The 26,038-nt window shown below is 75.3% G+C and carries 21 protein-coding genes; 8 read left to right on the top strand and 13 right to left on the bottom strand.

Annotated features, from left to right (window positions below):
* Positions 1 to 75: 75 nt before the first annotated feature.
* A complete protein-coding gene (locus ACVMYR_RS03570) occupies positions 76 to 1,671 on the bottom strand; it encodes a MinD/ParA family ATP-binding protein (RefSeq protein ID WP_457121293.1) in 1,596 nt (531 codons plus the stop codon).
* Between the two features lie 939 nt (positions 1,672 to 2,610).
* Positions 2,611 to 3,666 (bottom strand): hypothetical protein, encoded by a 1,056-nt coding sequence (locus tag ACVMYR_RS03565; protein ID WP_457121100.1) that lies wholly within the window; start codon positions 3,664 to 3,666, stop codon positions 2,611 to 2,613.
* 122 nt (positions 3,667 to 3,788) lie between these two features.
* On the opposite strand from ACVMYR_RS03565, the gene ACVMYR_RS03560 reads away from it, so the two are divergent.
* Positions 3,789 to 5,078: an adenylosuccinate synthase gene (locus ACVMYR_RS03560; RefSeq protein ID WP_043961166.1), complete on the top strand. Its 1,290-nt coding sequence runs from the start codon at positions 3,789 to 3,791 to the stop codon at positions 5,076 to 5,078.
* Between the two features lie 44 nt (positions 5,079 to 5,122).
* Positions 5,123 to 6,373: a phosphoribosylamine--glycine ligase gene (gene purD / locus ACVMYR_RS03555; RefSeq protein ID WP_077935489.1), complete on the top strand. Its 1,251-nt coding sequence runs from the start codon at positions 5,123 to 5,125 to the stop codon at positions 6,371 to 6,373.
* Between the two features lie 65 nt (positions 6,374 to 6,438).
* Here the strand turns inward: purD and ACVMYR_RS03550 are convergent, their stop codons facing one another.
* From ACVMYR_RS03550 to ACVMYR_RS03535, 4 genes are all read right to left on the bottom strand, one after another.
* Positions 6,439 to 7,662 (bottom strand): serine hydrolase domain-containing protein, encoded by a 1,224-nt coding sequence (locus ACVMYR_RS03550; protein ID WP_457121099.1) that lies wholly within the window; start codon positions 7,660 to 7,662, stop codon positions 6,439 to 6,441.
* Between the two features lie 87 nt (positions 7,663 to 7,749).
* Entirely contained in the window at positions 7,750 to 9,312 is a 1,563-nt protein-coding gene (locus ACVMYR_RS03545) for an AMP-binding protein (protein ID WP_457121098.1), read from the bottom strand.
* 87 nt (positions 9,313 to 9,399) lie between these two features.
* The gene (locus tag ACVMYR_RS03540; RefSeq protein WP_043961173.1) at positions 9,400 to 10,614 is read right to left on the bottom strand and encodes an acyl-CoA dehydrogenase family protein; all 1,215 of its coding nucleotides are present in this window, start codon (positions 10,612 to 10,614) and stop codon (positions 9,400 to 9,402) included.
* Positions 10,615 to 10,616: 2 nt separating this feature from the next.
* Positions 10,617 to 11,069, bottom strand: a complete 453-nt coding sequence (locus ACVMYR_RS03535; protein ID WP_043961175.1) for an SCP2 sterol-binding domain-containing protein — start codon at positions 11,067 to 11,069, stop codon at positions 10,617 to 10,619.
* Positions 11,070 to 11,142: 73 nt separating this feature from the next.
* On the opposite strand from ACVMYR_RS03535, the gene ACVMYR_RS03530 reads away from it, so the two are divergent.
* Positions 11,143 to 11,778, top strand: coding sequence for a TetR/AcrR family transcriptional regulator (locus ACVMYR_RS03530; protein WP_043961177.1), 636 nt, complete (start codon positions 11,143 to 11,145; stop codon positions 11,776 to 11,778).
* A 74-nt stretch (positions 11,779 to 11,852) separates the two neighbouring features.
* A complete protein-coding gene (locus ACVMYR_RS03525; RefSeq protein WP_457121097.1) occupies positions 11,853 to 13,097 on the top strand; it encodes a hypothetical protein in 1,245 nt (414 codons plus the stop codon).
* 15 nt (positions 13,098 to 13,112) lie between these two features.
* On the opposite strand, the gene ACVMYR_RS03520 is transcribed toward ACVMYR_RS03525, so the two are convergent.
* From ACVMYR_RS03520 to ACVMYR_RS03490, 7 genes are all read right to left on the bottom strand, one after another.
* Positions 13,113 to 13,733, bottom strand: coding sequence for a DedA family protein (locus tag ACVMYR_RS03520; protein WP_077935493.1), 621 nt, complete (start codon positions 13,731 to 13,733; stop codon positions 13,113 to 13,115).
* 42 nt (positions 13,734 to 13,775) lie between these two features.
* On the bottom strand, positions 13,776 to 15,029 hold the full coding sequence (locus ACVMYR_RS03515; protein ID WP_457121096.1) for an adenylosuccinate synthetase: 1,254 nt from the start codon (positions 15,027 to 15,029) through the stop codon (positions 13,776 to 13,778).
* A complete protein-coding gene (locus ACVMYR_RS03510) occupies positions 15,026 to 15,988 on the bottom strand; it encodes a hypothetical protein (protein WP_077935495.1) in 963 nt (320 codons plus the stop codon). Before ACVMYR_RS03510 ends, ACVMYR_RS03515 begins: the two co-directional genes overlap by 4 nt.
* Before the next feature lie 10 nt (positions 15,989 to 15,998).
* The gene (locus tag ACVMYR_RS03505) at positions 15,999 to 16,985 is read right to left on the bottom strand and encodes a serine/threonine protein kinase (RefSeq protein ID WP_457121095.1); all 987 of its coding nucleotides are present in this window, start codon (positions 16,983 to 16,985) and stop codon (positions 15,999 to 16,001) included.
* Positions 16,982 to 17,734: an NUDIX hydrolase gene (locus ACVMYR_RS03500; RefSeq protein WP_077935497.1), complete on the bottom strand. Its 753-nt coding sequence runs from the start codon at positions 17,732 to 17,734 to the stop codon at positions 16,982 to 16,984. Before ACVMYR_RS03500 ends, ACVMYR_RS03505 begins: the two co-directional genes overlap by 4 nt.
* 82 nt (positions 17,735 to 17,816) lie before the next feature.
* A complete protein-coding gene (locus ACVMYR_RS03495; protein WP_457121094.1) occupies positions 17,817 to 18,698 on the bottom strand; it encodes a MaoC/PaaZ C-terminal domain-containing protein in 882 nt (293 codons plus the stop codon).
* Positions 18,698 to 20,053, bottom strand: coding sequence for a 3-oxoacyl-ACP reductase (locus tag ACVMYR_RS03490; protein WP_457121093.1), 1,356 nt, complete (start codon positions 20,051 to 20,053; stop codon positions 18,698 to 18,700). The genes ACVMYR_RS03495 and ACVMYR_RS03490 overlap by 1 nt, the downstream gene beginning before the upstream one ends.
* Before the next feature lie 56 nt (positions 20,054 to 20,109).
* On the opposite strand from ACVMYR_RS03490, the gene ACVMYR_RS03485 reads away from it, so the two are divergent.
* From ACVMYR_RS03485 to ACVMYR_RS03470, 4 genes are all read left to right on the top strand, one after another.
* Positions 20,110 to 21,402: an acetyl-CoA C-acetyltransferase gene (locus ACVMYR_RS03485; RefSeq protein ID WP_431895337.1), complete on the top strand. Its 1,293-nt coding sequence runs from the start codon at positions 20,110 to 20,112 to the stop codon at positions 21,400 to 21,402.
* Positions 21,403 to 21,563: 161 nt separating this feature from the next.
* A complete protein-coding gene (locus ACVMYR_RS03480) occupies positions 21,564 to 22,664 on the top strand; it encodes a glycosyltransferase family 2 protein (protein WP_396789277.1) in 1,101 nt (366 codons plus the stop codon).
* Positions 22,657 to 25,032, top strand: a complete 2,376-nt coding sequence (locus ACVMYR_RS03475; protein ID WP_457121092.1) for a hypothetical protein — start codon at positions 22,657 to 22,659, stop codon at positions 25,030 to 25,032. Before ACVMYR_RS03480 ends, ACVMYR_RS03475 begins: the two co-directional genes overlap by 8 nt.
* 136 nt (positions 25,033 to 25,168) lie before the next feature.
* Entirely contained in the window at positions 25,169 to 26,029 is an 861-nt protein-coding gene (locus ACVMYR_RS03470) for a TNT domain-containing protein (RefSeq protein ID WP_431895341.1), read from the top strand.
* The last annotated feature ends 9 nt before the right edge of the window (positions 26,030 to 26,038 follow it).

Genomic DNA, 26,038 nt, shown 5'->3' with positions numbered 1-26,038 from the left:
CGGCGGCCGGTCCGACACCCGTCGGGCCGGCCGCCGCGCTGATCGGGCCCCGCCCCGGTCGGAACCGGGTGCCGGTCAGAGCCCCTCGGCGACCGATGCGGCGATCTTCAGCCAGGCGTCGCGGGTGGCCGACGAGAGCTGCCCGTACCGGATCGGCTCGCCGGTGTCGATCAAGCGCTCGTACGGGGCGAGCAGCACCGCCCGGGTCCGGGCCGCGAAGTGCTCCTGGATGGCGGGCAGGTCGATCTCCTTGCGCGAGGGCGGCATCGACACCACCGTCACCGCCTGCCGGACCAGCCGGTGCCGGCCGCTCTGCTCCAGGTGGTCGAGCATCCGGGCGGCCGTCTCCGCCGAGTCGTTACGCGCCGACATGGTCACCACGAGCTGGTCGGTGGCGTCCATCGCGGCCTGCCAGTTCTGCGCCCGCACGTTGTTGCCGGTGTCCACGAAGATCAGCTTGTAGAACCGGCTGACCACCTCCCGGATCTCGGCGAACGCCGACGCGGTGAGCATCTCCCCGCCGGTGGCCGACTCGTCCGAGGCGAGCACGTCGAACATGCCCTCGCCCTGCGAGCGGACGTACTGCGACAGGTCGCCGACCCGCCCGTGCGCGCCCTGGAACTGGCCGAGGTCGCGCAGCATGTCCCGCACGGTGCGGGAGTGGAAGTCCTGCTGGGCGCGCATCCCCAGGGTGCCCTGGGTCTCGTTGTTGTCCCAGGCCAGCACGTACCCGCCGCGCTTCTGGCCGAAGGTCATGGCGAGCAGCAGGATGGCCACGGTCTTGCCCGCGCCGCCCTTCGGGTTGACCACGGTCACCTGGCGCAGCCCGCCGAAGTTGCGACGCACCATCTCGATGTCGTGGCGCATCTCCTGCTCGTGCCGTCCTGGCGGGAGCTTGATCAACCCGGTCTTGTTCACCACGGCCCGTACGCCCATCGTGGCCACCGGGTCGGCCGGGCGCACCTGCCGGCGGCGGGCGAAGTCCTCTGCGGTCGGCGCGATCCCGGTGTCGGGCGTCCACGCCGGTTCCGGGTACCCCGGCGGCACCCGGGTCACCCCGTCGGCCTGCCGGTACGGCGGCTGCGGCACCGGTGCCACCGGCTGCTGTGCCACGGGAGCCGGGGGCTGCGGCGGCCAGCCCGGTGGGTACCACCCGGACGTGGCCGGCTGCCCGGGCCCGGGGTGCCCCGCGACCGGGTGTCCCTGTTCGGGGTGGCCCTGGTCGGGATGCCTCGGGCCCGGCGGGGCCGCGTCGGGGCGGGGCGGGGCGGGCGGCGGTTGCTGCTGGCCGGGACCCCATCCCGTCGTTGCCTCGCCCGCCGTGGCCGGATAGCCCCCCGCGTACGGGTCGACCGGCCCGGCCGCGGCCCCGGCGACGGCCGGCGGGTACGGGGTGGGGGCCAGCGGCCCGGGCGGGTTCATCACCGGCGGGAACGGCCCGGGTGGCTGCGGAGGTGCTGCCTCGACCGGGCGCGGCACCCCGTCGACCGGCTGCGACGGCCCGGGCCGTGCTGCCGCGTCGACGGGCTCCGGTGCCATCACGGCCGGCTGCGGCGGTGCGGGCCGTGGGGCCGTTTCGGCGGGGTGCGGCGGTGCGGGTCGGGCCGCTGCCTCGGTCGCCCGCGCCGCTGCGGGTCGCTGCGGCGGCAGCGCCCACGGCGACTCGGCCACCCGCCCGCCGCCGTGCGCGGCCGTGCGGCCCGAGCCGTCCGCCGCGTCGGTACCGCCCGGCCCCTCCGCACCGCCGGCCGTACCGTTGCTGCTCGCGCCCGTGTTCCCGGTCGCTGGCGCCACCGGCCCGACCGCCGTCACGCCCGGTGCCACCGGGACCGGCCCGGCGGCCGTCGTCCCGTCGGCGGCCCGCAAGGTCCCGGCAGCCGTCGGCGGCTCCGACGCCACCGCGTCGCCCGGCGACCCGTACCCCTCGCCCGGGAGCGGCCCGGGCGACGCCTGCGGGTCCAGGGTGAAGGGCAGGTGCAGGTCGACCGGACCCGGCGTCGGCTGCCCGGCCCGGGGAGCCGGCACCCCGCTGACGGCGGGCGGCGCCCAGGCGGTCTCCGCAGGCACCGGGGCGGGACCGCCCGCGCCGTGCGTGGCCCAGGTGTCGGGCGTGTCCGTGCCGCGGGCGGCCCAGGCGTCGGGCCCCGGCCCGCCCCGCTCCGGGCCTGTCGCTGCGGGCGCTTCGCCCTGCGGACCGGCCATCTGGTACGGCGCGTAGGTGCTCGGCGTGGCTCCCAGCGACGGGTAGGCGTCGGAGGCGACGAACGACGGCTCGGCGTCCTCCTGGTACGGCACGGAACCCGCCGCGGCTGTCATGGCCCACGCCGGAGCGGAGCCGCCCCGCCCGGGATCGGTCGCTTCCGGCGGCCAGAGCGGTTCGATGTCCCGCTCCGGCACCGGCTGCTGGCCGGGCACGTGGACCCGGTCGGCGTTGTCGTCCACGCGGTTCCTCCCAATTCCTCCTGCCGAGGATAGGCCCCGGAGCCGAACCGCCGGGATCGACGCGGGTCTCCGCTCTTCCTCCCGCGCCGGTCGCCGCCGGTGTTCCCGCCGCGCCGGTCTCCGCCGGCGTTGCCATGGCGCCGACGGCCGACCCGGGGGTGCGCCGGGTCAGGCCGCGTAGACCGCCCAGGCCGCAGGCTCGACCCACCAGGACCGCTTCCGGCTCAACTCGCCCTCGACCCCGTCGTCGAGGTACGGCACCCGCTCGTCACGCGGCACGACGGCAACCGCGCGCCCCCGCGCGCGGCGCACCTCGAACCGCACCCGTTTCCTACCCAACGTCGAGCGGGTCACCACGGGAACGGCCACCGCCACCTCCACCAGCCCGTCCGTCGGGTCGCCGGCGGAGAGCAGCGGCAGTTCGTCGAGCCGGGCGTACCCGGCCGCGTTGCCGATCGCGCAGGCCAGCAGCGGATCGTCGCCGGCCGACAGCACGGCGTCGTCCACCTCGACGCGCCCCCGCCAGTGCAGCGGCCGGCCCGCGTCGTCGGCGGCGCCGATCAGCGCGCCGTCCAGGGTCACCGAGCCGCCGTCGTTGCGCAGCAGGTCCAGCCGCCGGACGGTGCCGTCCAGCACCGCGGCGGCCACCGCCGCCGGGTCGCGCGGCAGGCCGAGCTGCGCGGCCAGGTCACGCTGCCCGCCGGCCCGGGCCGGATCGAGCGGGAGTACGCCCACCGGCGGCAGGTCCGGCACCGTACGGTTGCCGGGCAGGTCGGCCGGGCGGCGGCTGGGCGGTGGGGCGTACCGCCGGACGAGCCGGCGCACGACGGCGCGCAACTGACCGTCGCTGGCCGTGGCGACGACCAGCCGGGTCTTCGAGTCCGGGTCGGGCCAGGTGAGCCCGTCGGGGCGGGGCGGGCCGTCGAGCCGGGCGAGCACCTCGTCGATCTCCGCGTCCGAGCGGGCGGTGACCGTCTCCACCCGGGCGCCCCGGGCGGTCAGGGCGTCCGCGCAGGCCAGCACCGGCACCCGGGGGGTCTCGCACCGCTGCCCGGTCGGGGCGTGACCGTCGTCACCGGTCGCGCCGGCACGGGTCGCCCCGCCGCCGCTCGCGGCGTCACCGGTTGCGCCCTCTTCGCCGCCGCAGCAGGCGCCGCCGCTGCCGCAGGCCCCGCCGGGAGCGTCCCGCTCCGAGCCGAGGGTGAGCAGCACCACGTCGTACACGAAGGAGCCTCCTGCCTGTCGACGAACCCCTGCCGGTCCCGCCGTGACCTCTTGTTAGCCTGACACCCCGGGCTCGCTTACCGGTCGCCACCTGGCACCCGAGCCTTCTGGAGGCGGAGAAGATGCCAGCGATCGTGCTCATCGGCGCTCAGTGGGGCGACGAGGGCAAGGGCAAGGTTACCGACCTGCTGGGTGAGCGGGTCGACTACGTCGTGCGCTACTCCGGCGGCAACAACGCCGGCCACACGGTGATCACCCCGGACGGGCAGAAGTACGCGCTGCACCTGATGCCGTCGGGCGCGCTCTCGCCGAGCGCGATGATCATCATCGGCAACGGCGTGGTGGTCGACCCGAAGGTGCTGCTGACCGAGATCGACGGCCTCGCCGAGCGCGGCGTGGACGTCTCCCGGCTGCGCATCTCCGGCGACGCGCACCTGATCATGCCGCACCACCGGGCCCTGGACCGGGTGGTCGAGCGCTACCTGGGCAGCGCCCGGATCGGCACCACCGGCCGGGGCATCGGCCCGGCGTACGGCGACAAGGTCGCCCGGATGGGCATCCGGCTGCAGGACCTGCTCGACCCGGGCATCCTGCGCAAGAAGCTGGAGCTCGCCCTGCGCGAGAAGAACCAGATCCTGTTCAAGGTCTACAACCGCAAGGCGATCGACGTCGACGCGACCGTCGAGGAATACCTGGCCTACGCCGAGCGGCTCAAGCCGTACATCGCCGAGACCCGGGTGATGCTCTGGGACGCCCTGGACCGGGGCGAGACGGTGCTGCTGGAGGGCGCCCAGGCCACCATGCTCGACATGGACCACGGCACGTACCCCTTCGTGACCTCGTCGAACCCGACGGCGGGCGGGGCGTGCGTGGGCGCGGGCATCCCGCCGACCGCGATCAACAAGGTCATCGCGGTGAGCAAGGCGTACACGACCCGGGTCGGGTCCGGCCCGTTCCCGACGGAGCTGTTCGACGACAACGGCCAGCACCTGCGCAAGGTCGGCCACGAGTACGGCACGACCACCGGCCGGGAGCGCCGCTGCGGCTGGTTCGACGCCGTCGTCGCCCGGTACGCGTGCCGCCTCAACGGCGTCACCGACCTGGTCATCACCAAGCTGGACGTGCTCACCGGCCTGCCGAAGGTCCCGCTCTGCGTCGGCTACGAGATCAACGGCGAGCGGTTCGACGACATGCCGATGACGCAGACCGACTTCCACCACGCCACGCCGATCTACGAGGAGCACGACGGCTGGTGGGAGGACATCACCAAGGCGCGGACGGAGGACGAGCTGCCGGAGAACGCGCGCCGCTACATCGCGCGCATCGAGGAGCTCTGCGGCACCCGCGTCAGCGTGGTGGGCGTGGGACCGGGCCGTGAGGAAAACGTGACCCGTCACCCCCTCCTCCCCTGAGGGGCGGGGAAGGGGCGGACGGGGGGTGGGTAGAGTCCGTGGGCGTGCGCGTACTTCTTCTGGGTGGTGGCGGGCGGGAGCATGCGCTCGCCCTGGGGCTCGCAGCCGATCCGGCCGTCGAGGGGCTGATCGCGGCGCCGGGTAATCCGGGGATCGCCGAGGTCGCCGAGTTGCGGTCGGTGGACGCCGCCGACCCCGCCGCCGTCGCCGCGCTCGCCGTGGAGACCGGCGTCGACCTGGTGGTGATCGGCCCCGAGGCGCCGCTGGTGGCCGGGGTCGCCGACGCCGTACGCGCCAAGGGCATCGCCGCGTTCGGGCCGTCCGCCGAGGCCGCCCGGCTGGAGGGCTCGAAGGCGTTCGCGAAGGACGTGATGACCGCCGCCGGGGTGCCCACCGCGCGGGCGTACACCTGCACCGACCAGGAGGGCACGGCGCGGGCGCTGGACGAGTTCGGCGCGCCGTACGTGGTGAAGAACGACGGGCTGGCCGCCGGCAAGGGCGTCGTCGTCACCGACGACCGGGCCGCCGCGCTGGCGCACGCCGCCGAGTGCGGCCGGGTCGTCGTGGAGGAATACCTGGCGGGCCCCGAGGTCTCCCTCTTCGTGGTCACCGACGGTGAGGCGGCGCTGCCGCTGCTGCCCGCCCAGGACTTCAAGCGCGTCGGCGACGGCGACGCCGGCCCGAACACCGGCGGCATGGGGGCGTACGCGCCGTTGCCGTGGGCCCCGCCCGGCCTCGTCGACGAGGTGATGGCCGACGTCGTCCACCCGACGCTGGCCGAGATGCGCCGCCGGGGCACCCCGTTCTCCGGCCTGCTCTACGTCGGCCTGGCGATGACCGCCGCCGGCCCCCGGGTGATCGAGTTCAACGCCCGCTTCGGCGACCCGGAGACCCAGGTCGTCCTCGCGCTGCTGGAGACGCCGCTCGGCGGCCTGCTGCACGCCGCCGCCGCCGGCACCCTGGCCGACCACCCGCCGCTGCGCTGGCGCGACGGCGCGGCGGTGACCGTGGTCGTGGCCGCCGGCAACTACCCGGGCACCCCGCGCACCGGCGACGTGATCACCGGCGCCGACCGTCCGGGCGTCATCCACGCGGGCACCGCCCGCCGGGCCGCCGACGGCGCGTTGCTCTCCGCCGGCGGCCGGGTCCTCTGCGGTACGGCCACCGGCCCCACCCTCGCCGCCGCGCGCGACGCCGCGTACGAGCTGGTGGGCGGCATCGGGCTGGCGGGCTCGCACCACCGCACCGACATCGCCGCCGCGGCGGTCGACGGCCGGATCACGATCCCCGGCTGACCGGGGGCACTCCCCACCGGGCGGGTTCCGGCGGGGCGGTCAGGGAGTGGGGTCCGGTGTGACCGTCAGGCCATGCCGAGCGCGGCGGCGATGACGGCCTGGGCGGTCGCGCTCAGCTCCTCGCCCTTGGCGTCCGTTGCGGTGATCGAGTATTCGACCCGGAACCGGCCGTCCCGGGTCGACGCCACGGCGGCCAGGTAGCCGTACCGGGAGCCGGTCTTGACCCAGAGGGTCTCGCCGTCGTCCAGCGGCATGGCGGACAGGCCGGCGCTGTACCGGGCCGGGCCGCCCTCGACGTCGTCCACCGGCGGGAGGGTGAACATCTCGGTGAGCTGCGGCTCCGGCACGACCCGGCCGGCGAACAGCGCCGTCATGAAGGTGTCCAGGTCGGCCAGGCTGGAGATGACGTCACCGGAGGCGGGGGTGTAGGTCTGGCTCCACACGGTGGCGTCCACCAGCTCGGTCACCCCGTCCCGGGTGACGGCCTGGTAGCCGTGGGCGTGCGGGCCCCGGATGCGCGGGTCGTCGCCGGGCCCGTACGTGTCGCGCAGGCCGAGCGGCCGGGCGATCCGCCGCGCCAGCTCCTGCTCGTACGTGTGGCCGGTGACCTTCTCGACGAGCAGCCCGGCGACGATGTAGCCCATGTTGGTGTAGTCCTGCTTCTCGCCGGGGTCGAACGCGCGCGGGTTCTCCAGCCCCGCCCGGACGATCTGCTCCGGGGTCCACCGGTCGTACCGGTGGGCGAGCTGCCACTCGATGTCGCCCGGCGGCGTCGGGCTGGGGATGCCGCTGGTGTGGTGGAGGAGCTGGCGGACGGTCACGGTCGGGTAGTCGGCGGGCAGCAGGCCCGGCAGGTAGCCCTGCACGGACCCGTCGAGGTCGACCCGTCCCTCGGCGGCGAGTTGCAGCACCAGCGCGGCCGTGAACACCTTGGTGACGCTGCCCACCCGGAACCGGGCGTGCGGCGGCACCGGGGCCCCGGTGCGCAGGTCCCGCACCCCGCTGGTGCCCGTCCAGCAGCCGTCCGCGGTGGTGATCCGGACCTGGGCGCTGGTCGCGTCGGCGTCGGGTAGGCCGGCGATCGCCGCCCGTATCGGGGCGGGGTCGAGGGTGCCGGGTCGGCAGTCGACCCCGGATTGGTCGTTGTCGACTGCGGCGGCGAGCGGGGCGGGCGCGGGGCCGAGGGGCGCGGTGGCGCGCGGGGCGGCGGTGACCGCGCCGGGCACGGCGACGGTGAGCAGGGCGGCGAGTGCCGTGGCGGCGACCGTACGCCGATTCATGATTGTCATGCCGTCAGCCTGCCGGCGGGGCGTGCCCGGGAGCATCCGGGCAAGTCCCCCGACGGACCCGGGCGGCGGCCTCAGGGGGATCCCCGGTCAGCCGAAGTAGCGGCGTAGCTCGCGGGTGAGCACCTTGCCGGTGGCGTTGCGCGGCAGGTACTTCACGAAGACCACGTCGCGGGGGACGCTGAACCGGGCCAGGTAGTGCCGGACGTACTCGCGGACCGCCTCCGGGTCGAGGGTCTCGCCGGGGTGCAGGGCGAGGAACGCGGCGAGGCGCTGGCCGTACTCGTCGTCGGGCACGCCGATCACGGCCACCTCGCGGACCTGCGGCAGCCGGGCGACCAGGTCCTCCACCTCGGACGGGAAGACGTTCTCCCCGCCGGATACGATCATGTCGTCGGCCCGCCCGTCGACGAAGAGCAGCCCATCGGCGTCGAGCCGGCCGAGGTCGCCGGTGTCCAGCAGCCCGTCCCGGCTCTCCCGGGCGGTGCCCGAGGTGTAGCCCTCGAAGAGCATCTCGTTGCCGACGAAGATCCGTCCGACCCGGCCGGCGGGGACCGGTCTGCCCTCGTCGTCGAGGATGCGCAGCCGGGTGCCGTGCGGCGGACGGCCGGCGGTGGTCGGGGCGGCCCGCAGCTCGGCGGGGCCGGCGATGGACGCCCAGGACACCTCGGTCGAGCCGTACAGGTTGTAGAGGACGTCGCCGTAGGTGTCCATGAAGCGCAGGGCGAGCCCGCCGGGCAGCGCCGACCCGCTGAGGGCGACCACCTTCAGGGGCGGCTTCGGCTCGGGCGGCGGCACCTCCATCAGCCGCTGCACCATCACCGGCACGGCGAACATGGCGTCGCAGCGGTGCGCCGTGAGCGCGCCGAGCGTGGCGGACGGGTCGAAGCGTCGGTGCAGCACGATCGTCGCCCGCAGGGCGAAGCAGACCTGGAGCGCCGCGTACCCCCAGGTGTGGAACAGCGGCGCGGCGATCAGCACGGTGTCCCGGACGCGCAGCGGGATGCGGTCGATGATGGAGACCAGCGGGCCGAACCCGTGCGGGGTGGGCCGGCGTGCCCCCTTGGGCGCGCCGGTGGTGCCGGAGGTCAGCACGATGGTGCGGCCCTCGCGCGGCGGCGGCTGGAGGTCGCCGGGCAGCGCCGCCGCGATCAGCTCCTCCAGCCGGGCCTCGTCGACCCGGTGCAGGTCGGCGGGGAGGCCGAGGGCCCGTTCGGCGAACTCGGCGTCGTGCACGAGGACCTTCAGCCCCTGCTCCTCGGCGACGGTGGCGAGCTGCGCGGGGGAGAGCCCCGTGTTGACCAGCACCGCGTCCGCGCCGAGCAGGGTGGTCGCGACCATGGCCTCGATCAGCCCGTGGTGGTTGCGGCAGAGCAGCCCGATGCGGTCCCCGCTGTGCACGCCGAGGCCGCCGCGCAGCGACTTCGCCAGCCGTTCGGCGCGGTCGAGCAGGGCGCCGTACGTCAGCTCGGCGCCCTGCTCGTCGACGACGGCGGTGCGGCCCGGGTCCCGGGCGGCGGCCTGGCGCAGCTCGCCGGCGAGGCTCCAGCCCCACCGGCGCAGCGCGTTGAGCTGGGCGGCGACCCGGACCGGCGGGCCCGGGGTGAGCAGCCCGCGCCGGGTCAGCGTGGCGACGGTGAACGGCAGATCCATCCGCGGGCCTCCTCCGGGCGTGCGGGACCCACCCGGCGACCGTGCGGCGTGTCGGGTCGGGTCGGGTCGGGTCGGTTCGTGGTCGGGTCAGCGGACGTGGACGCCGGAGATGGCCCGGGAGATCACCAGTCGCTGGATCTCCGACGTGCCCTCGAAGATGGTGTAGATCTTGGCGTCCCGGTACCAGCGCTCGACCGGGTGGTCCCGCAGGAAGCCGGCCCCGCCGAGCAGCTGCACGGCCTTCTCGGTGACCGACACGGCCACCTCGCCGGCCTTGAGCTTGGACATCGAGCCCTCGCCGGCGGTGAACGGGCGGTTGTTGCGCCCCATCCAGGAGGCCCGCCAGACCAGCAGCCGGGCGGCGTCGATCTCCATCTTCATGTCGGCCAGCGCGAACGCGACCGCCTGGTTCTCGATGATCGGCCGGCCGAACTGCACCCGGTCCTTGGCGTAGTCCAGCGCGTACTCGTAGGCGGCGCGGGCCACGCCGAGCGCCTGCGCGCCGACGGTCGGCCGGGACAGCTCGAACGTGCGCATCGCGGCCTGGCCGGAGGCCTTCTGGCCGGATCGGGCGCGGGCCAGCCGCTCGTCGAGGGCCTCCTTGCCGCCGAGCAGGCAGCGGCCGGGGACCCGGACGTCGTCGAGGAAGACGTCCGCCGTGTGCGAGGCGCGCAGCCCCAGCTTGCGCAGCTTCCGGGTCGCGCTCAACCCGGCGGTGCCCGGGGGTACGACGAACGCGGCCTGCCCGCGCGAGCCGAGCGTCGGGTCGACCGAGGCGGTGACGACGTGCACCCCGGCGATCCCGCCGTTGGTGGCGTACGCCTTCTGCCCGCGCAGCACCCATTCGTCGCTGGCCTCGTCGTAGACGGCCCGGGTGCGCATCGCGCCGACGTCGGAGCCGGCCTCTGGCTCTGTGGTGCAGAACGCGGCGACGGCCGGGGAGTCGGCGTCGCCGAAGCACTGGGGGACCCACTCGACGAGCTGGTCGGGGGTGCCCGCGCCGTAGATGGCGGCCACGGCCAGCGAGGTGCCGAAGATGCCGAGGCCGATGCCGGCGTCGCCCCAGAAGAGCTCCTCGCTGGCGATCGGCAGGGACAGGCCGGTGGGGTCGGCCCAGCAGGTGGCGAGGAACTCGAAGCCGTACAGCCCGACCTTCGCCGCCTCCTGGATCACGGGCCAGGGGGTCTCCTCGCGCTCGTCCCACTCGGCGGCGGCCGGGCGCACGACCTCGGCGGCGAAGCCGTGCACCCAGTCCCGCAGGTCCCGCTGTTCCTCGTTCAGGTCGAGCGAGAACTCGGCCATCGTCAGCCCTTGGGGATGTCGAACAGGTTGGCGATGTTGGCGGCGAGGCCGAGGTCGCCCTTGGCCTTCAGCTTACCGGTCATGAACATCATCACCGGGTTCGCGCCGCCGGAGACGATCTTCAGGAACTCCAGGGGGCCCATGGTGAGGCTCAGCTTGGGGTCGTGCTGCGGGGTCTCGTTGACCGTGCACGCGCCGTCGGCGACGACGATCTCGTAGGTGTCCGTGCCACCGTCGGGGCGGCCCGTGATGCCCCAGTGGATCACCGCGTTGGTGGAGCCGGCCCGGTCGGCGCGGAACAGCGTGGGCATCCGGCCGAAGACCTCGCTCAGGACCTTGCCGCGCAGCTCGCCGGACATCACCTCGACGATCTTGTCGTCGGGGGTGGACTTGACCAGCTGGGCGAACTCCTTGGGGCCGTAGTTGGCGAAGTTGGCCGGGTCGAAGTCAGTCATGGAAAGGAACCTCTCGAGCGGCGACTGTGGTTACTCTAGCGTAACCTTACGCACGAGTAGGTATGCTCGCAAGGTGTCCAGCACCCCCACCTTCAAGCGCCTCCCCCGGGCCGTACGCGAGCAGCAGATGCTCGACGCCGCCGTCCGGGTCTTCTCCCGACGCGGCTTCCACGCGGCGAGCATGGACGAGATCGCCGAGGACGCCGGCATCTCCAAACCCATGGTGTACGCGTACCTGGGCAGCAAGGAGGAGCTCTTCGTCGCCTGCCTGCACCGCGAGGGCACCCGCATGATGGAGGCCATCGCCGGGGCCGCCGCCCCCGACCTCGACGCTGACGAGCGGCTCTGGCGCGGCCTGCGCGCGTTCTTCGGCTTCGTCGGGGCGCACCGTGACGGCTGGGCGGTGCTCTACCGGCAGGCCCGCGGCTCCCAGCCGTTCGCCGGGGAGCTCGCCGCCATGCGGGCCCGGCTCGTCGAGGTGGTCGCCGGGATGCTCGACCACGCCCTGCGCGCCCGGGGCCGCGAGGTGGGCGCCACCGACCTGGAGGTCGTCGCGTACGCCCTGGTCGGCGCGAGCGAGTCGCTGGGCGACTGGCTCGCCGACCACCCGGAGGCCGACCCGGAGAAGACCGCCACCCGGATGATGAACGTCGCCTGGCTCGGCGCCGACCAGCTCCTCCGCGGCGTCACCTGGCACCCCGAGGGGTAAGGAAGGGCACCTTGTTAACGCTTTCCGTATAGGAAGGGCCCCCTGTTAACACGCCTGGCGGGAGTGTCGGTGGGGTGCGCGAGGATGGGCGGGTGCTCGACGGCATCGACGACATCGACTGGGTGCGGCTCGGCCACGCCTACGGCTCGGCCGGGGACGTGCCCGGCCTGCTCCGCGCCCTGCGCTCGCCCGACGAGGAGGAGCGGCAGGCCGCCTTCGGCGCGCTCTACGCCAACATCTTCCACCAGGGCTCACGCTACGAGGCGTCGGCGTACGCCGTGCCGTTCCTGCTGGAGCTGCTCGCCGACCCGGCCACCCCCGACCGGGAGCTGGTGCTCTACCTGGTGACGGCGCTCGCGGTGGGCTACGACGAGCGGTGGCTGCCCGAGGGCGTCCCGGTGGCCGAGTTCCGCCGGGCGGCCGACGGCGGGCGGGAGCTGCTCGCCGCCAAGCCGCCCCCGTGGCACGGCGACGACGAAAGCCAGAAGGAGTACGTCGAGTGGGCGTACGTGGAGTCGCTCGACGAGGCGGATCAGCAGCGCCTGTGGGCGCACATCGAGCTGGCCGTCTACGACGCGGTGCGAGCCGGCGTGCCCCTGTTCCGTGACCTGCTCACCGACGCCGACCCGGGGCTGCGCGCCGGGGCGGCGTACGCGCTCGCCTGGTTTCCGGAGGACGCGGCCGGCAGCCTCCCGGCGCTCGTCGCGGCGGCCGGGGCCGCACTGGAGGTGGACGAGGACGAGGCGGCGACCGCCCTGGTGGCCGCCGGGTTGCTCGGTGCCGCGCCCGACGCCGGGCTGCTGACCGACGCGCGCCCGGTGATCCGCTGGGCCGCCGCGGTCGGTCGGGCCCGGGTGCTTGGCGCCGATGCCGACCCGGCGACGGTCGACGAGCTGCTCGCCTGGACGGCCGCCGGTCCGGGCAACCGGCTGACGGCCGACGGGGCCGAGGTGCCGTTCCTCGACGGCGACCTCAACGGGTACGCGGGGCTGTCCCTGCGCCTGCTCGGGCCCCGGCACACCGATCGGGCGTTCGACGCGCTGCTCGACCGGCTGCCCGCCGTCACCGGCGAGCAGGCGTTGCCGGTGACGGCCGAGGCCCTGCGCCTGGCGTTCCCCGACGGCAGCCTGCCCACGGGGGTGCCGTGTGCGGCGCTGGCTCCCCGGCAACGGCGGCTCGTCGAGCTGCTGGCCCGGTCGCCCGAGGTGTGGCTGTTCGGCGACTCGACGTTCGTCAACTTCAGCCTGCTCGTCGGCGACTACGGCCTGCCGCGCAGCCGGGAGGCGATGCTGGCGTACCTCGAAGGCGTTCCGACCTGACCCTCGGCGGTCCGCTCAGCGGGGCCGGCCGGCGGCGCGTCGGCGGGCGCGGAGCCGAAGCCAGCGGGCGGCCTCCAGCAGGCCGGTGATCGCGACCGACAGCCCGATCCCGGCCAGGATGCCCTTGACCGGCTCCCGCTCGAAGGCCAGCCCGCCGAAGTAGCCGAGCAGCCCGCAGTACGCCGCCCAGGTGCCGGCCGCGAGCGCGTCGAAGAGCACGAACGACCGCAGCGGATAGCGGACCGCGCCCATCGTCAGGGTCACCGCCGTGCGCCCGCCGGGGACGTAGCGGGCGGTGGTGAGCATCATGCCGCCCCGCCGGTCGACCGCCCGGCGGGCCCATTCCGACCCGGCGCGCCGCCGGCTGTCCGCCGGCAGCCGGGCCAGCCGGTGCGCGCCGCCGCTCCGGCCGATGGCGTACGACAGGTGGTCGCCGGCCAGCGCGCCGCACGCGGCGAGCACGATCACCATCGTCAGGTCCGGCTGCCCGCCGACCGCGAAGACCCCGGCGGTCACCACGATCGTCTCGCCGGGCACCGCCGGGAAGACGGCGTCGACCGCGGTGACCGCGAAGATCACCAGGTAGACCCACGGCGAGGTGACCGTGTCGTGGAGCAGGCCGAGGACCGACTGCATGCCCTCATGCTCTGCCGTCGCGGCGTTAAGAAGGGGCCCTTCCTATACAAAAGGCGTTAACAAGGTGCCCTTCCTTACAAGCTTGCCCTCGGCGGTGGGTGAGTGGGAGGTGAGCGTCACCGGGGCGCCCAGGGCCTCCTCGACCGCCGCCGGCCAGTCGGCCGGAGGGTCGTCGTCGTAGACGGGGCGGGCCGCGAGCAGGCGGGCGGTGAGGGCGGCCTGGCGGTCCAGGTCGCCGGGCGGGCCGGGCTCCAGGCGGTCGGTGCCGTCGTAGCGGCGGCAGATCCGCAGCCCCCGGTCGGCCAGGTCGAGGTGGGTGAGGGCGAGGCTGTCGACGCCGCCGGCCGCGTCGAGGGCGTACCGGTGGGCGACCGCGTCGAAGTGGCCGAACCGGAACCGCCCCTGCCACGGGTTGGTGGCGTTGTGCGCGTCGGCCAGCGGCAGCGCCGGGTCCTCGGTGACCAGCGGGCCGGGGCCGTGCCGGGTGGTGGTGACCCGCAGCACGCCCAGCCGCTCGGCGGTGCCGGCGAGCCCCGCCTCGGCGAGCAGGCCCTCGGCGTTGGCGAACGTGGTGGTGCTCCACGTCGTGTACGGGTGGAAGCCGTGCCACTCGTCGAGCAGCACCCCCTGCGCCCCCTCGAAGACGCAGGTCCCGGCGCGCAGCACCCCGGCCAGGTGGGACCGGTCGACGATCGCCACCCGGTCGCCGAACGCGGTGAACGCGGGAAGGCAGTCGTCGACGGGCGGGGCGTCCAGCGGGCCGAGTTCGGCGGTGAGCCGGTCGCGCAGGGCGGCCAGCCGGCGGCGCAGCACGGCCGGGGTGCGGCAGTCCGCCACGCGGGGCGCGGAGTCGGGGTGGGCGAGCCCGTACGCGACGGCCTCGCCCACCCCCAGCCCGCAGGAGCCGTGCCGGTCGGCTCCGCGGGCCAGCTCGCGGGCCCGGTTGGCGGCCCGGTGGTACGGGGTGGCCAGCAACGCCTCCCCGTCGACGGTGAGCCTGTCGAGCGCGTCGGGCACGCCCACCGTGGCGAGGTGGTCGGCCTCGGCGGCCAGGGCGAGCGGGTCCACCACCACGTGCCGGGACAGGTGGGTCCGCACGCCGGGGCGGAAGGTGCCCGCCCCGAACTGCGCGAACGTGTGGTGCCGCCCGTCGCGCAGGACGACGTTGTGTGCCGCCTGCGCGCCCCCGTTGAAGCGGACCACCGTGTGGACGGGCCGGGTGGCGCAGAGCCAGTCCACGACGGTGCCCTTGCCTGCGTCGCCGTAGCCGAGGTCGACCACCAGCACGTGGTTCACAGCCGGGTCACCCCACGGGTGGGCGGCGTCGACGGGGCGGGCAGCGTGGCCACCTGGTCGCGGGTGCCCCGGCCGAGGCGGGCCAGCGCCTTCGACACGGTGCCGGTGGCCTTCGAGCCGGCCTTCTTGAGGTCGGCCAGGCCCTGGTCGAGGTCGACGGCCTGCTCGCCGAGGCCGACGGTGAGGGCGATGGTCTCGCAGACCGCGTCGAGGTCGTCGAGCACGACGGCGTTCTGCCCGAGCAGGTCGCGCCAGAAGTCCAGCACCTTCGTGTTGCCGGCGTAGCTGCTGCCGGCGGGGAGCAGGTAGTAGGTGTCCCAGCGCCGGGTCACCTCGTCGACGATCTGCAGCAGCGGCACGTCCTCGCGGAGGTCGTCACCGATGAGCCGGCTCACCTGCCGCCGGTCCACCCGGGGGTAGGCCAGCTCGTCGCCGATGATGAACAGGTAGCCGCGCCGGCCCCGCTTCTCCCAGCAGTCGGTGGCGGTGTGCCGGGCCATGAAGTACATGGCCAGCTCGTACGACTCGGTCATCTGGCCGCCGCCGCCACCCTCCAGCACGATCCGGCCGAGGTCGTCGTCCATCCGGTTGTCCGACTCGAACTGCCCGACCTGCAACGGCACCTGGTCGCAGGTGGCGTCGCCGATCGCGCCGAACATGATCTGCGGGTCGCGGGCGTACCCCTGGCGGAGCAGGAGCCCGAGCAGCTGCGGCAGCTTGGCCTGGAGGGTGCGGGGCACGTTCCGCATGGAGCCGGTGACGTCGAACAGCACTGTGATGGCCGTCGACTGCGGGTGCTCGGCCGAGTCGCGGCTCTCCCGCATCGCGTCGCGCGGGTCGAGCGCCGGGTGCACCTTGCGCGCCCCGCTGTCGCTGTAGGCGAAGGCGCTCTTGCCGGTGGCCCGGCGGTACCGGTCGGCGGCGTCGTACACGTCGGTGGACCACATTCCACTGCCCATGGCAGCCTCCCTAGGGGTTGAGGGTGAAGGGTCGGAAGGTGCGCGGCCCGTAGAGCCGTTCGAGCACCTCGTCCAGTTCGCGCAGCAGTCGCCACGCGTCGTCGGGCCGGGACAGCAGCGCCGGGCGGCGGCAGCCGTGGGCGAAGGCGCGCAGCTCGCGCGGGGCCCGGTCGCCCATCAGCCACGCCATGCACGTGGCGGCCATCGCCAGGTCGGTGCCGGGCCCGCAGGCCCGCCGGGCGGCGACCTCCGGCGGGTACCAGTCCTCGTGGCCGGGCACCAGCGCGGGGATCGTGCCCCCGGTGGCGGCGGAGAAGCACCAGTCGACGAGCACCACGCCGTGCCCGTCGGGCTCGATCAGCACGTGCCGGGGCAGCACCGCGCCGTGCACGATGCCGGCCCGGTGGGCCAGGCCGAGGGCGACCAGCAGCCGCCGCCACATCCAGGCCGCGTCCCGGCCGTCGAGCCCGTCGGGGTACGCGCGGCGCACCTCGTCGAGGCTGTGCAGGCCGGGCGCGGTGGCCAGCACGCTGATCCGCCGTTCCGCCCCGGTGGCCGGGTCCCGGTGCCGGAGGGTGTCGACGAGCCGGGGCACGTACGGCAGGTAGCGGGGGTCGCCGCGTTCGGAGATGGTGCGCAGCGCGTGCTGCTCGCGGGCGATGAGGTCGTTGTCGGCGGGGTCGCGGGGCAGCTTGAGCAGGCGGTCCGACCCGACGTCGTAGAGGTCGGCGAGGTCGCCGGTGTGGGCGAGCGGGCCGAGCCGGTGGCCGCCGAGGACGATCGGGTCGGCGCTGGCCCGCCCGGCCCGCCACCGGTTGGTGACCTGGACGAACGCGTCGGTGGCGGCGGCGCGTACGGCCGGGTCGAGCGCGCCCAGCCGGTCGGGGTGCAGGGCCGCGACCAGCTCGCGGTAGCGGTGGGCCGACGGGTCGGCGCCGAACAGGTCGGCGTCGGTGCGCGCGGCGGTGACCAGCCGGATCGCCTCGTGGGTGTTCACCGCACCGTCTCCTCCCGGGCGGGGCGCAGCAGCGCCGGGTGCAGCAGTCGGGCGTCGCCGGCCCGGTAGAGCTTGGCGCGGGGGCCGCCGCGCGTGCCGCCGCGTTCGGTGCTCGCGCCGGTGCTCTCCACGAAGCCCGGCACGGAGAGCACCTTGCGGTGGAAGTTGCCGGGGTGCAGCGGGTGCCCCCAGACGGTCTCGTAGACGGCCCGCAGCTCGCTGATGGTGAACTCGGTGTCGAGGAAGCGGGTGGCCAGCGGGGTGTATTCCAGCTTGGACCGGGCCCGCTCCAGGCCGTCGTCGATGATCCGGTCGTGGTCGAAGGCGAGCTGCCGGCTGCTCAGCGCGGTCACGGGCAGCCAGATCGCGTCGTCGGCGTCGCTGCCGGCGGCCGGGTCGGGCAGGTCGGGGGCGAACGCGAGGTAGGCCACCGAGACGATCCGCATCCGGGGGTCGCGGTCGGGGTCGCCGTAGCTGGCGAGCTGCTCCAGGTGGACCCGGCGCAGCCGCTCGCCGCCGAGGCCGGTCTCCTCGGCCAGCTCCCGCCGTGCCCCGGTCGCCAGGTCCTCCTCGGGGCGGACGAACCCGCCGGGCAGCGCCCAGTGGCCCTCGAACGGCGGCCCGCCCCGGCGGACGAGCAGCAGGTGCAGCGCGTCGGACCGGACGGTCAGGGCGACCACGTCGACGGTGACGGCCACCGCCGGGTAGGCCCGGGGGTCGTAGGCGGCGAGGAACTCCTGCTCGTTCACGGCGTCTCTCTCACTCTGAGAACATCTCAACGTGAGAACAACTTAGCGCACGAAAGAGTGAATGCCAAGCCCTGACCCCTCGTCAGCGCACGGAGCCCACCAGGTGCGGCCTGCCGCTGCGCGCGTCGTGCAGGGCGAACTCCCAGGCCGGGCCGTCGGCGGTGGCGGTGAAGGCCACCGTGGACGGCAGCGGCACCGGCAGCTTGAACGCCACCTCGACCGTGTACGCCTCCGGCAGCCGGCTCTCCAGCGCGGCCAGGCAGCGCGCCTTGCTCCACATGCCGTGCGCGATCGGGCGGGGGAAGCCGAACAGCCGCGCCCCCAGCCGGGAGGTGTGGATCGGGTTGTGGTCGCCGGAGACCCGCGCGTAGTCGGTGCCCACCCGCGGCGGCACCCGCCAGGAGGCGGTGGCGGCCGGCGCGGCGGGCCGGTCGCCCCGGTCGCGCCGCGCGCCGCCGCCGGCCGTGCGCTCCCTGCCGAGGTACGTCGACACGCCGCGCCACACCTCCGCCCCGCCGGCCGCCCCGACCAGCACCACGTCGACCTGCCGCCCCCGCTCGTGCGGGCGCAGGTTCTCGGCGTACGCGCGGAAGTCCAGCGGCTCGCCGGCCTCGACCGGCCGGCGCACGGTGATCCGGTTGGCCACGTGCACCAGCCCGACCAGCGGCAGCGGGAACTGCGGCGCGGTCATCAGCCGCAGCGCCAGCGGAAACCCCAGCACGTGCGGGTACGTCCCCGGGAGCCGGTCGGCCAGCCGGAACCCGCACACCCGGTCGTAGTCGGCCAGGTGCGCCCGGTCGACGGCGACCCCGGCGACGGCCAGCTCGACCTGCGGCAGCGCGTCGCCCCGGCGGCGACCCGGGCCGGGCAGCGCCCCGAGCAGGGCCCGCCGGTAGAGCGGGCCGGCCTGCGGCAGCCGGGGCAGCTCCAGCAGGGTCCGGCCCTGCGTCTCCGCGTCGGTCATCACGCCCCCAGCAGGCTCTGGCCGCAGACCCGGACGACGTTGCCGCTGACCGCGCCGCTCGCCGGCCAGGCCAGCCAGCCGATCGTCTCGGCGACGTCCACGGGCAGGCCACCCTGGGTCATGCTGTTCATCCGCCGGCCCGCCTCCCGCACGACGAGCGGGATGCGGGCGGTCAGCCGGGTCTCGATGAACCCGGGGGCGACCGCGTTGACGCTGATCCCGCGCTCGCGCAGCGCCGGGGCGAGCGACTGCACCAGCCCGATCACGCCCGCCTTGGAGGTGGCGTAGTTGGTCTGGCCCCGGTTGCCGGCGATCCCGGCGATCGAGGAGACCGAGACGATCCGGCCGCCGGCCGGGATCAGCCCGCGCTCCAGCAGCACGTCGTTGATGCGTTCCTGGCTGGACAGGTTGACGTCGATGACGCTGTCCCACCGGTCGGCGTCCATCCGGCCCAGCGTCCGGTCCCGGGTGATGCCGGCGTTGTGCACCACCACGTCGACCCGGCCGTGCCGGGACGCGAGGTGGTCGGCGAGCCGGGTGGGCGCGTCCGGGGCGGTCAGGTCGAGCTGCACGGCGGTGCCGCCGATCTCGTTGGCGACGGCGGCCAGCTCGTCCCCGGCGGCCGGGATGTCGAGCGCGACGACCTGCGCGCCGTCGCGGGCCAGCACCCGGGCCAGGGCCGCGCCGATGCCCCGGGCCGCCCCGGTCACCAGGACGACCTGGCCGTCGAGCGGCCGGTCCCAGTCGGCCGGCGGCTCGGCCGCGCCGGCGCCGACCCGGACGACCTGCCCCGAGACGTACGCCGAGCGGCCCGAGAGCAGGAACCGCAGGGTGGCCTCCAGGCCGGTGGCCGTGCCGGCGTCCCCGTGCGCCGTGACGTGCACGAGCTGGGCGGTGACGCCCCGGCCGAACTCCTTGCCGATGCTGCGGGTCAGCCCCTCCAGGGCCCGCTGGGCGGTCGCCTCGCGCGGCGTGCCGCACTCGTCGGGCGGGGTGCCGAGCACGATCACCCGGCCGCCGGGCAGCACCGAGCGGGCGCGCGGGTGGAAGAAGTCGTAGAGCTGGCGCAGGCCGGTGGAGTCGGTGATGCCCGTGGCGTCGTACACCAGGGCCCCGAAGCGCTCCTGGGCGTCGGCGGTGGCCGGATCGCGCAGCTCCACCCCGGCGGCGGTCAGGATCGTGCCGACCGGCCCGGCGAGCCGGCCGCCGGTGGCCGAGCCGAGCAGGGCCGGCCCGGTCAGCAGCGGGTCCCCCGGGGTGTGCCGGCGCAGTCGTGGCGGGTCGGGCAGCCCCAGGCGCTTGACCAGCGCGCGGCCGGCCCCCGATCGGACGAAGCTCGCGTACCTGTCGGTCATAGGCGTAGCCTACTGGCCAGTAGGTTGTGGGCAAGCCCTGAAACGGAGGCGGGATCGTGCAGAGCATCCGGCGGGTCGCGGTCATCGGCGGCAACCGCATCCCCTTCGCCCGGTCCAACTCGCGGTACGCCAGCGCGTCCAACGCGGACATGCTGGGCGCGGCCCTCGACGGGCTCGTCGCGCGGTTCGGGCTGGCCGGGCAGCGGGTCGGCGAGGTCGTCGCCGGGGCGGTGCTCAAGCACTCCCGGGACTTCAACCTCACCCGCGAGGTGGTGCTCGGCTCGAAGCTCGACCCGCACACCCCGGCGTACGACATCCAGCAGGCGTGCGGCACCGGCCTGGAGGCGGCGATCCTCGTCGCCAACAAGATCGCCCTCGGGCAGATCGAGGCCGGCATCGCCGGCGGCGTCGACACCACCTCCGACGCCCCGCTGGCCGTCAACGAGGAGCTGCGCCGCACCCTGCTCCGGCTCAACTCCGCCCGCACCCTCGGCGAGCGGCTGAAGATCGCGGCGAAGCTGCGTCCGCTCCAGCCGTTCCAGCCGGAGATCCCGCGCAACGCCGAGCCGCGCACCGGGCTGTCGATGGGCGAGCACGCCGCCCGCACCGCCCTGCGCTGGAACGTCGACCGGCAGGCCCAGGACGAGCTGGCGCTCCGCTCCCACCAGCGGCTCGCCGCCGCGTACGACCGGGGGTTCTTCGACGACCTGCTGACCCCCTACCTGGGGCTGAACCGGGACCAGAACCTCCGCCCCGACACCACCATGGAGAAGCTTGGCTCGCTCAAGCCCGTCTTCGGCCACCGGGGCCCGGACGCCGAGCACGCGACCATGACCGCCGGCAACTCCTCCCCGCTCACCGACGGCGCGTCCACGGTGCTGCTCGCCTCCGAACAGTGGGCGGCCGAGCGCAACCTGCCGGTGCTCGCCTGGTTCTCCTGGTCGGAGACGGCGGCCGTCGACTTCGTGCACGGCGACGAGGGGCTGCTGATGGCCCCCGCGTACGCGGTGCCCCGGATGCTGGCCCGCGCCGGGCTGACGTTGCAGGACTTCGACTACTACGAGATCCACGAGGCGTTCGCCTCGCAGGTGCTGGCGACGCTGGCCGCCTGGGAGTCGCCGGAGTTCTGCAAGGACCGGCTCGGCCTGGACGCCCCGCTCGGGTCGATCGACCGGGACAGGCTCAACGTCAACGGCTCGTCCCTGGCCGCCGGCCACCCGTTCGCCGCCACCGGCGGGCGGATCGTCGCCACGCTGGCCAAGCTGCTCGCCGAGTCCGGTTCCGGGCGGGGGCTCATCTCGATCTGCGCGGCCGGCGGCCAGGGGGTCACGGCGATCCTGGAGCGCTGACGCCCGGCCCCGCCTGCCTGACCGCGCCTCGCCGGGCCTTGCCGCAGCTCGCCGCGCTGACCCGCCGCCGTCCGGCCGTCCGGTGCCGGGCGGCCGACGTTCACCGGGCGTTCAACTCGGTGTGTGGCTGTGGTGGCCTCGGGCCGGCAGGGTGGCCGGCGATGGACATCAGCGCAGCCGGGGCGACACCGGACCTGTCCGTGGTCGTCCCCATGTACAACGAGCAGGACGTCGTCGCGGTGTTCGTCGAGCGGCTCCGGCCGGTGCTCGACGGCACCGGCACCACGTACGAGGTGGTCGCCGTCGACGACGGCAGCCGCGACGCCACGGCCCGGCTGCTGCTCGACCACGCCCGGTCCTGGCCCCAGCTCCGGCTCGTCCGGCTGCGCCGCAACAGCGGCCACCAGGCCGCCCTCACCGCCGGCCTGCACCGGGCCCGGGGCCGCTGGGTGGTCAGCATCGACGCCGACCTCCAGGACCCGCCCGAGGTCATCCCCGAGATGCTGGCCACCGCCCGCGACCGGGGCGTCGACGTCGTGTACGGGGTGCGCGCCGACCGCAGCACCGACACGCCGTTCAAGCGCGGCACCGCCGGCCTGTACTACCGGCTGATGCGGCGCATCGTCGGCGCGGACCTGCCCGCGCAGGCGGGCGACTTCCGGCTGGTCAGCCGCGACGTGGTGGAGGTGCTGCGCCGGCTGCCCGAGCGCACCCCGGTCTACCGGCTGCTGGTGCCCTCGCTCGGCTTCGCCGCCGCCGAGGTGCGCTACTCCCGCGCGGCGCGGGCGGCCGGGGAGACGAAGTACCCGCTGCGCCGGATGATCGCGCTGGCCTGGGACAGCACGGCGAACTTCACCGCCGCGCCGCTGCGGCTGGCCACCTGGCTCGGCGTGGTCAGCTTCGCGGCCTGCCTGGTGCTGGCCGTCCTCGGCCTGGTCGCCTACGCCGACGGCGCGACCATTCCGGGCTGGACCTCGCTGTTCGTGGCGGTGCTGCTGTTCAGCGCCGTCCAGCTGATCTGCCTCGGGCTGCTCGGCGAGTACGTCGGCCGCATCTACCGCACGGTGCAGGACCGCCCCACCCACCTCGTCGGCTTCGACTCCGCCGAGGTGCCCTTCGAATCCGGCGGGGTCCCCTTCGGCCCCGGCGAGGCTCCCTTCGGCTCCGGTGGCGCATCCGGCCCCGGCGGGGTGCCCGTCGACCCGGCCGGGGCGTCCGACTCGCCGGCCGTGGCGGTGGCGGCTGGCCGGGCCGGTGACTGAACCGGCGGTGCTGACGCAGGGCCCGCCGGTGGCGTCGGACGCGCCCGCCCCACACGACGCACCGACGGGTCGGGGCGGCCCGCCGGCCCGCCGGGTCGCGGCGGCCCTCGCCTGGGCCACGGTGCTCGCCGCGCTGGTCGCCGGCTGGTGGTGGACGGGCACCCCGGGCGGCGACGTCGCCCGGTACGTCGCGTACTGGTCGCTCGCCCTGGTGCTGCCGGGCACGCTCGTGCACCGGGCGCTGCGGGGCAGCCGGGGCAACCTGCCGGAGGACCTGGGCTACGGCGCCGCCGTCGGCCTGCTGCTGGAACTCGCCGCTTGGGCGCTCGCCACGGCCACCGGCACGCAGCCGGCGCTGCGCTGGTGGCCGGTGCCGGTGCTGGCGCTGTTCGTCGCGGTGCCCCGGCTGCGCCGGCACTGGCGGATCGCCCGGCCCCGGCCGCTGCCGCTGCGCTGGACGACCGCGGTCGCCGGGGTGCTGGTCCTCGTCGTGGCCTGGGCGGCCGTGGGCTGGCGGGCGAACCCGCTGCCGCCGGTGGACCACGTCTACTACCAGGACCTGCTCTACCACCTGGGGCTGGTGCACGAGCTGACCCGGACCATGCCCTTCGAGCTGCCGCAACTCGCCGGGGAACCGCTGCGCTACCACTACCTGGTCGACGCGCACCTGGCCAGCGCCAGCATGATCACCGGTACGGCACCGGCGACGATCCTGCTCCGGCTGTGGCTGGTGCCGGTCGCCGCGACGGCGGTCGTCGTCACCGCCGGGCTGGCCCGGGACCTCAGCGGACGCTGGTGGGCCGGCCCGGTCGCCGCGGCGACGGCGTACCTCGGGGTGTCGCTCTCCCTCGGCTCCGCCGCGACGGCCAGCGGCACCCTCCCGCTGTCCGTGGAGAGCCCCTCGCAGACGTACCTGCTGCCCCTGCTCCTGCTGCTCACCGGCGTCTGCGCGGACGTGGTGCGCGGCCGGCGGCCCGGGTGGGGGTGGGCGCTGGTGCCGGCGGCGGGCCTGGCCGTGGCCGGGGCCAAGTCCAGCGGCCTGCCCCCGCTGATCGCCGGCGTGGCGCTGGCCGGGGTGGTCGTCGGTTGGCGGGCCCGCCGGGTGCCGTGGGCGGCCGTGTCGCTGTTCGCGGTGCTGGTCGCGGCGATGGCCGTCGGGTACCGGCTGTTCGCCGGGGGCGGCGCGGGGGTGCTCTCCCCGCAGGTGTTCGGGGTGCTGCGGTTCCTCGCGCCGTGGCGGGGGACCGTCGGCGCGGGCGGGGGCATCGCGGCGGGCGGCCTGCTGCCGCCGGGGCTCGCGGCGGCCGGCGCGGCCGGGTGGCTCTTCGCGCTCGCCGTGCTGGGCTGGTGGCTGGCGCTCCAGGCGCCCCGCTTCGTCGGCGTGCTGCTGCTGGCCCGCCGGGGCACCCGGGTCGACCCGGCGGCATGGCTGCTGGCCGGGGCGCTGCTGGCCGGGGCGGGCGGTGCCTGGTCCTTCTTCCATCCGTCGGTCAGCCAGCTCTACTTCTTCATGGCCGTGGTCCCGTTCGGGGCCCTGCTGACCGTGTGGCTGCTGGCCGAGGCGCGCCCGTGGTGGCCGGTCGTGGCGGTCGCGGCGACCGTGGGCGCGGCGGCCCAGTGGCTGCTCGACCCGCTGGCCCCGTCCGAGCGGACCCGGCGGGCCTGGCTGTGGGCGATGGCCGTGCCGGCGGGCCGGGTGCTGCTGCTGGCCGGCGTCGCCGCGCTGCTGGCGGTCCTGCTCGCCGCGCTGCGCGCCCGGCGAGACCAAAGCCGGGGCCGGCCTGCGGCGGGGGCGTCGTGGCGTGGCCGGGCTGCGGTGGCCGGGGTGGTCGCCGCGCTCTGCGGGGCGAGCGTGGCCGGCGGCCTGGAGTGGACCGCGCGCCGGATCGGGGACCCGCCCCGGGCGCTCACCGCCGCCGAACGACCCTGGGCGCTCACCCGGGACGAGGCACGGGCCGCCCTCTGGCTGGACGCCCACGCCGACCCGGCGGACGTGGTGGCCACCAACGTGCACTGCCGGCCGGTGCGGACCGTCGCGCACTGCGACGCGCGGGCCTTCTGGGTGAGCGGGCTGGGCGGCCGGCGGACGCTCGTGGAGAGCTGGGGCTACACGGACGAGGCCCTGGCTGGGCACGCCCGCGACGGTTTCTCGTACCCCCGGCAGCCCGCCCCCGACCCGGAGCTGTTCGCCCGCAACGAGCGGCTGTTCACCGCGCCGACCGCCCCCGAACTGGACCGGGTGCGCCGCGAGGACGGCGTGCGGTGGCTGCTCGCCGACTCGGCCGCCGGCCCGGTGTCGCCGGAGCTGGCCCGGCTCGCCGAGGTGGGGTTCGTCGCCGGCCCGGTGACCGTGTACCGGCTGCGCTGACGGTCACCGGCCGCGCTGGCGGCGTGCCGGCTGCGCTGACCGACCTCTACCGGTAGAAAACCGCACGAAACCTCACATTCCAGTCCCGATCTCCAGAAGATGAGGGCAGCTCCTGTCCCTTTTCTGGAGGTTTGACGTGAAAATACCTCGTTGGGCCTTGGCGGCGCTCTCCGGCGCAGCCCTGGCCCTGCTTCCCGCCGTGGCGGCCCAGGCCGCCCCGATCGACACCGACCAGGGCACCCGGCTCATCGCCGACCGGTCCTCCGCCACCGGCCTCGGCGCCGGCTTCTGGGGTTCCGGTCTCCCGGGCTCCGGCGACGTGGCCCCCACGGGCCCCGCCCAGCCGCAGCCGCCCGTGGGCGACAGCCTGTGCCGCCCCGGCGTCCCGCCGAACGCGCCGCCGACCACCCAGTTCTACGACAACAACCCGCTGCTCGGCCCCGCCACGCTGCCCACCGCGCCGCCGGTCGGTCCGCTGCTCGCCGGTTACCAGCGCTTCGGTGGCCTCACCGAGTCGCAGTTCCTCCAGCAGTACGGCAACGCCACCCAGACCGCGTACGTCTATCCGCCTGCGAACGGCTTCGTCCTCGGCCCGAACGGGGTGCCGATCAAGGCGAAGCAGACCCTGCTGCCCGGCTACCGCCTCGACCGCTTCGGCTTCCCGGGCGGCGCGTTCCTCGCCCCGCTCGGCACCCCGTTCAGCGCCCGGTCGCTGCCGCCGTCGAACCTGAACACGCCGGCCGACGCGCCGCTGGCCAACTACCACGTCTACTGCGTGGTCAAGCCGTTCCCGGTGGACTCCGGGCCGATCGCCCCGTGGTTCGCCCAGCCGGGAATGGGCACCCAGTTCCAGCTCAACCCCGCGTACCTGCCGCAGGCCGGGGGCAACCTGAGCGTCACCTGGCTGCTCGCGCACGGTTTCCTGGTGGAGGAGAACCTGGAGGCGGCACCGTGCGCCGTCCCGCTCCAGCGCGGCGGCGTCCCGGCCGTCTGCTGACGACGAACC

It is taken from the genome of Micromonospora sp. PTRAS2, from assembly GCF_054052245.1.
Note: the sequence above shows the minus strand (reverse complement) of the source record. Positions and strands in the feature narration are given on the sequence as shown.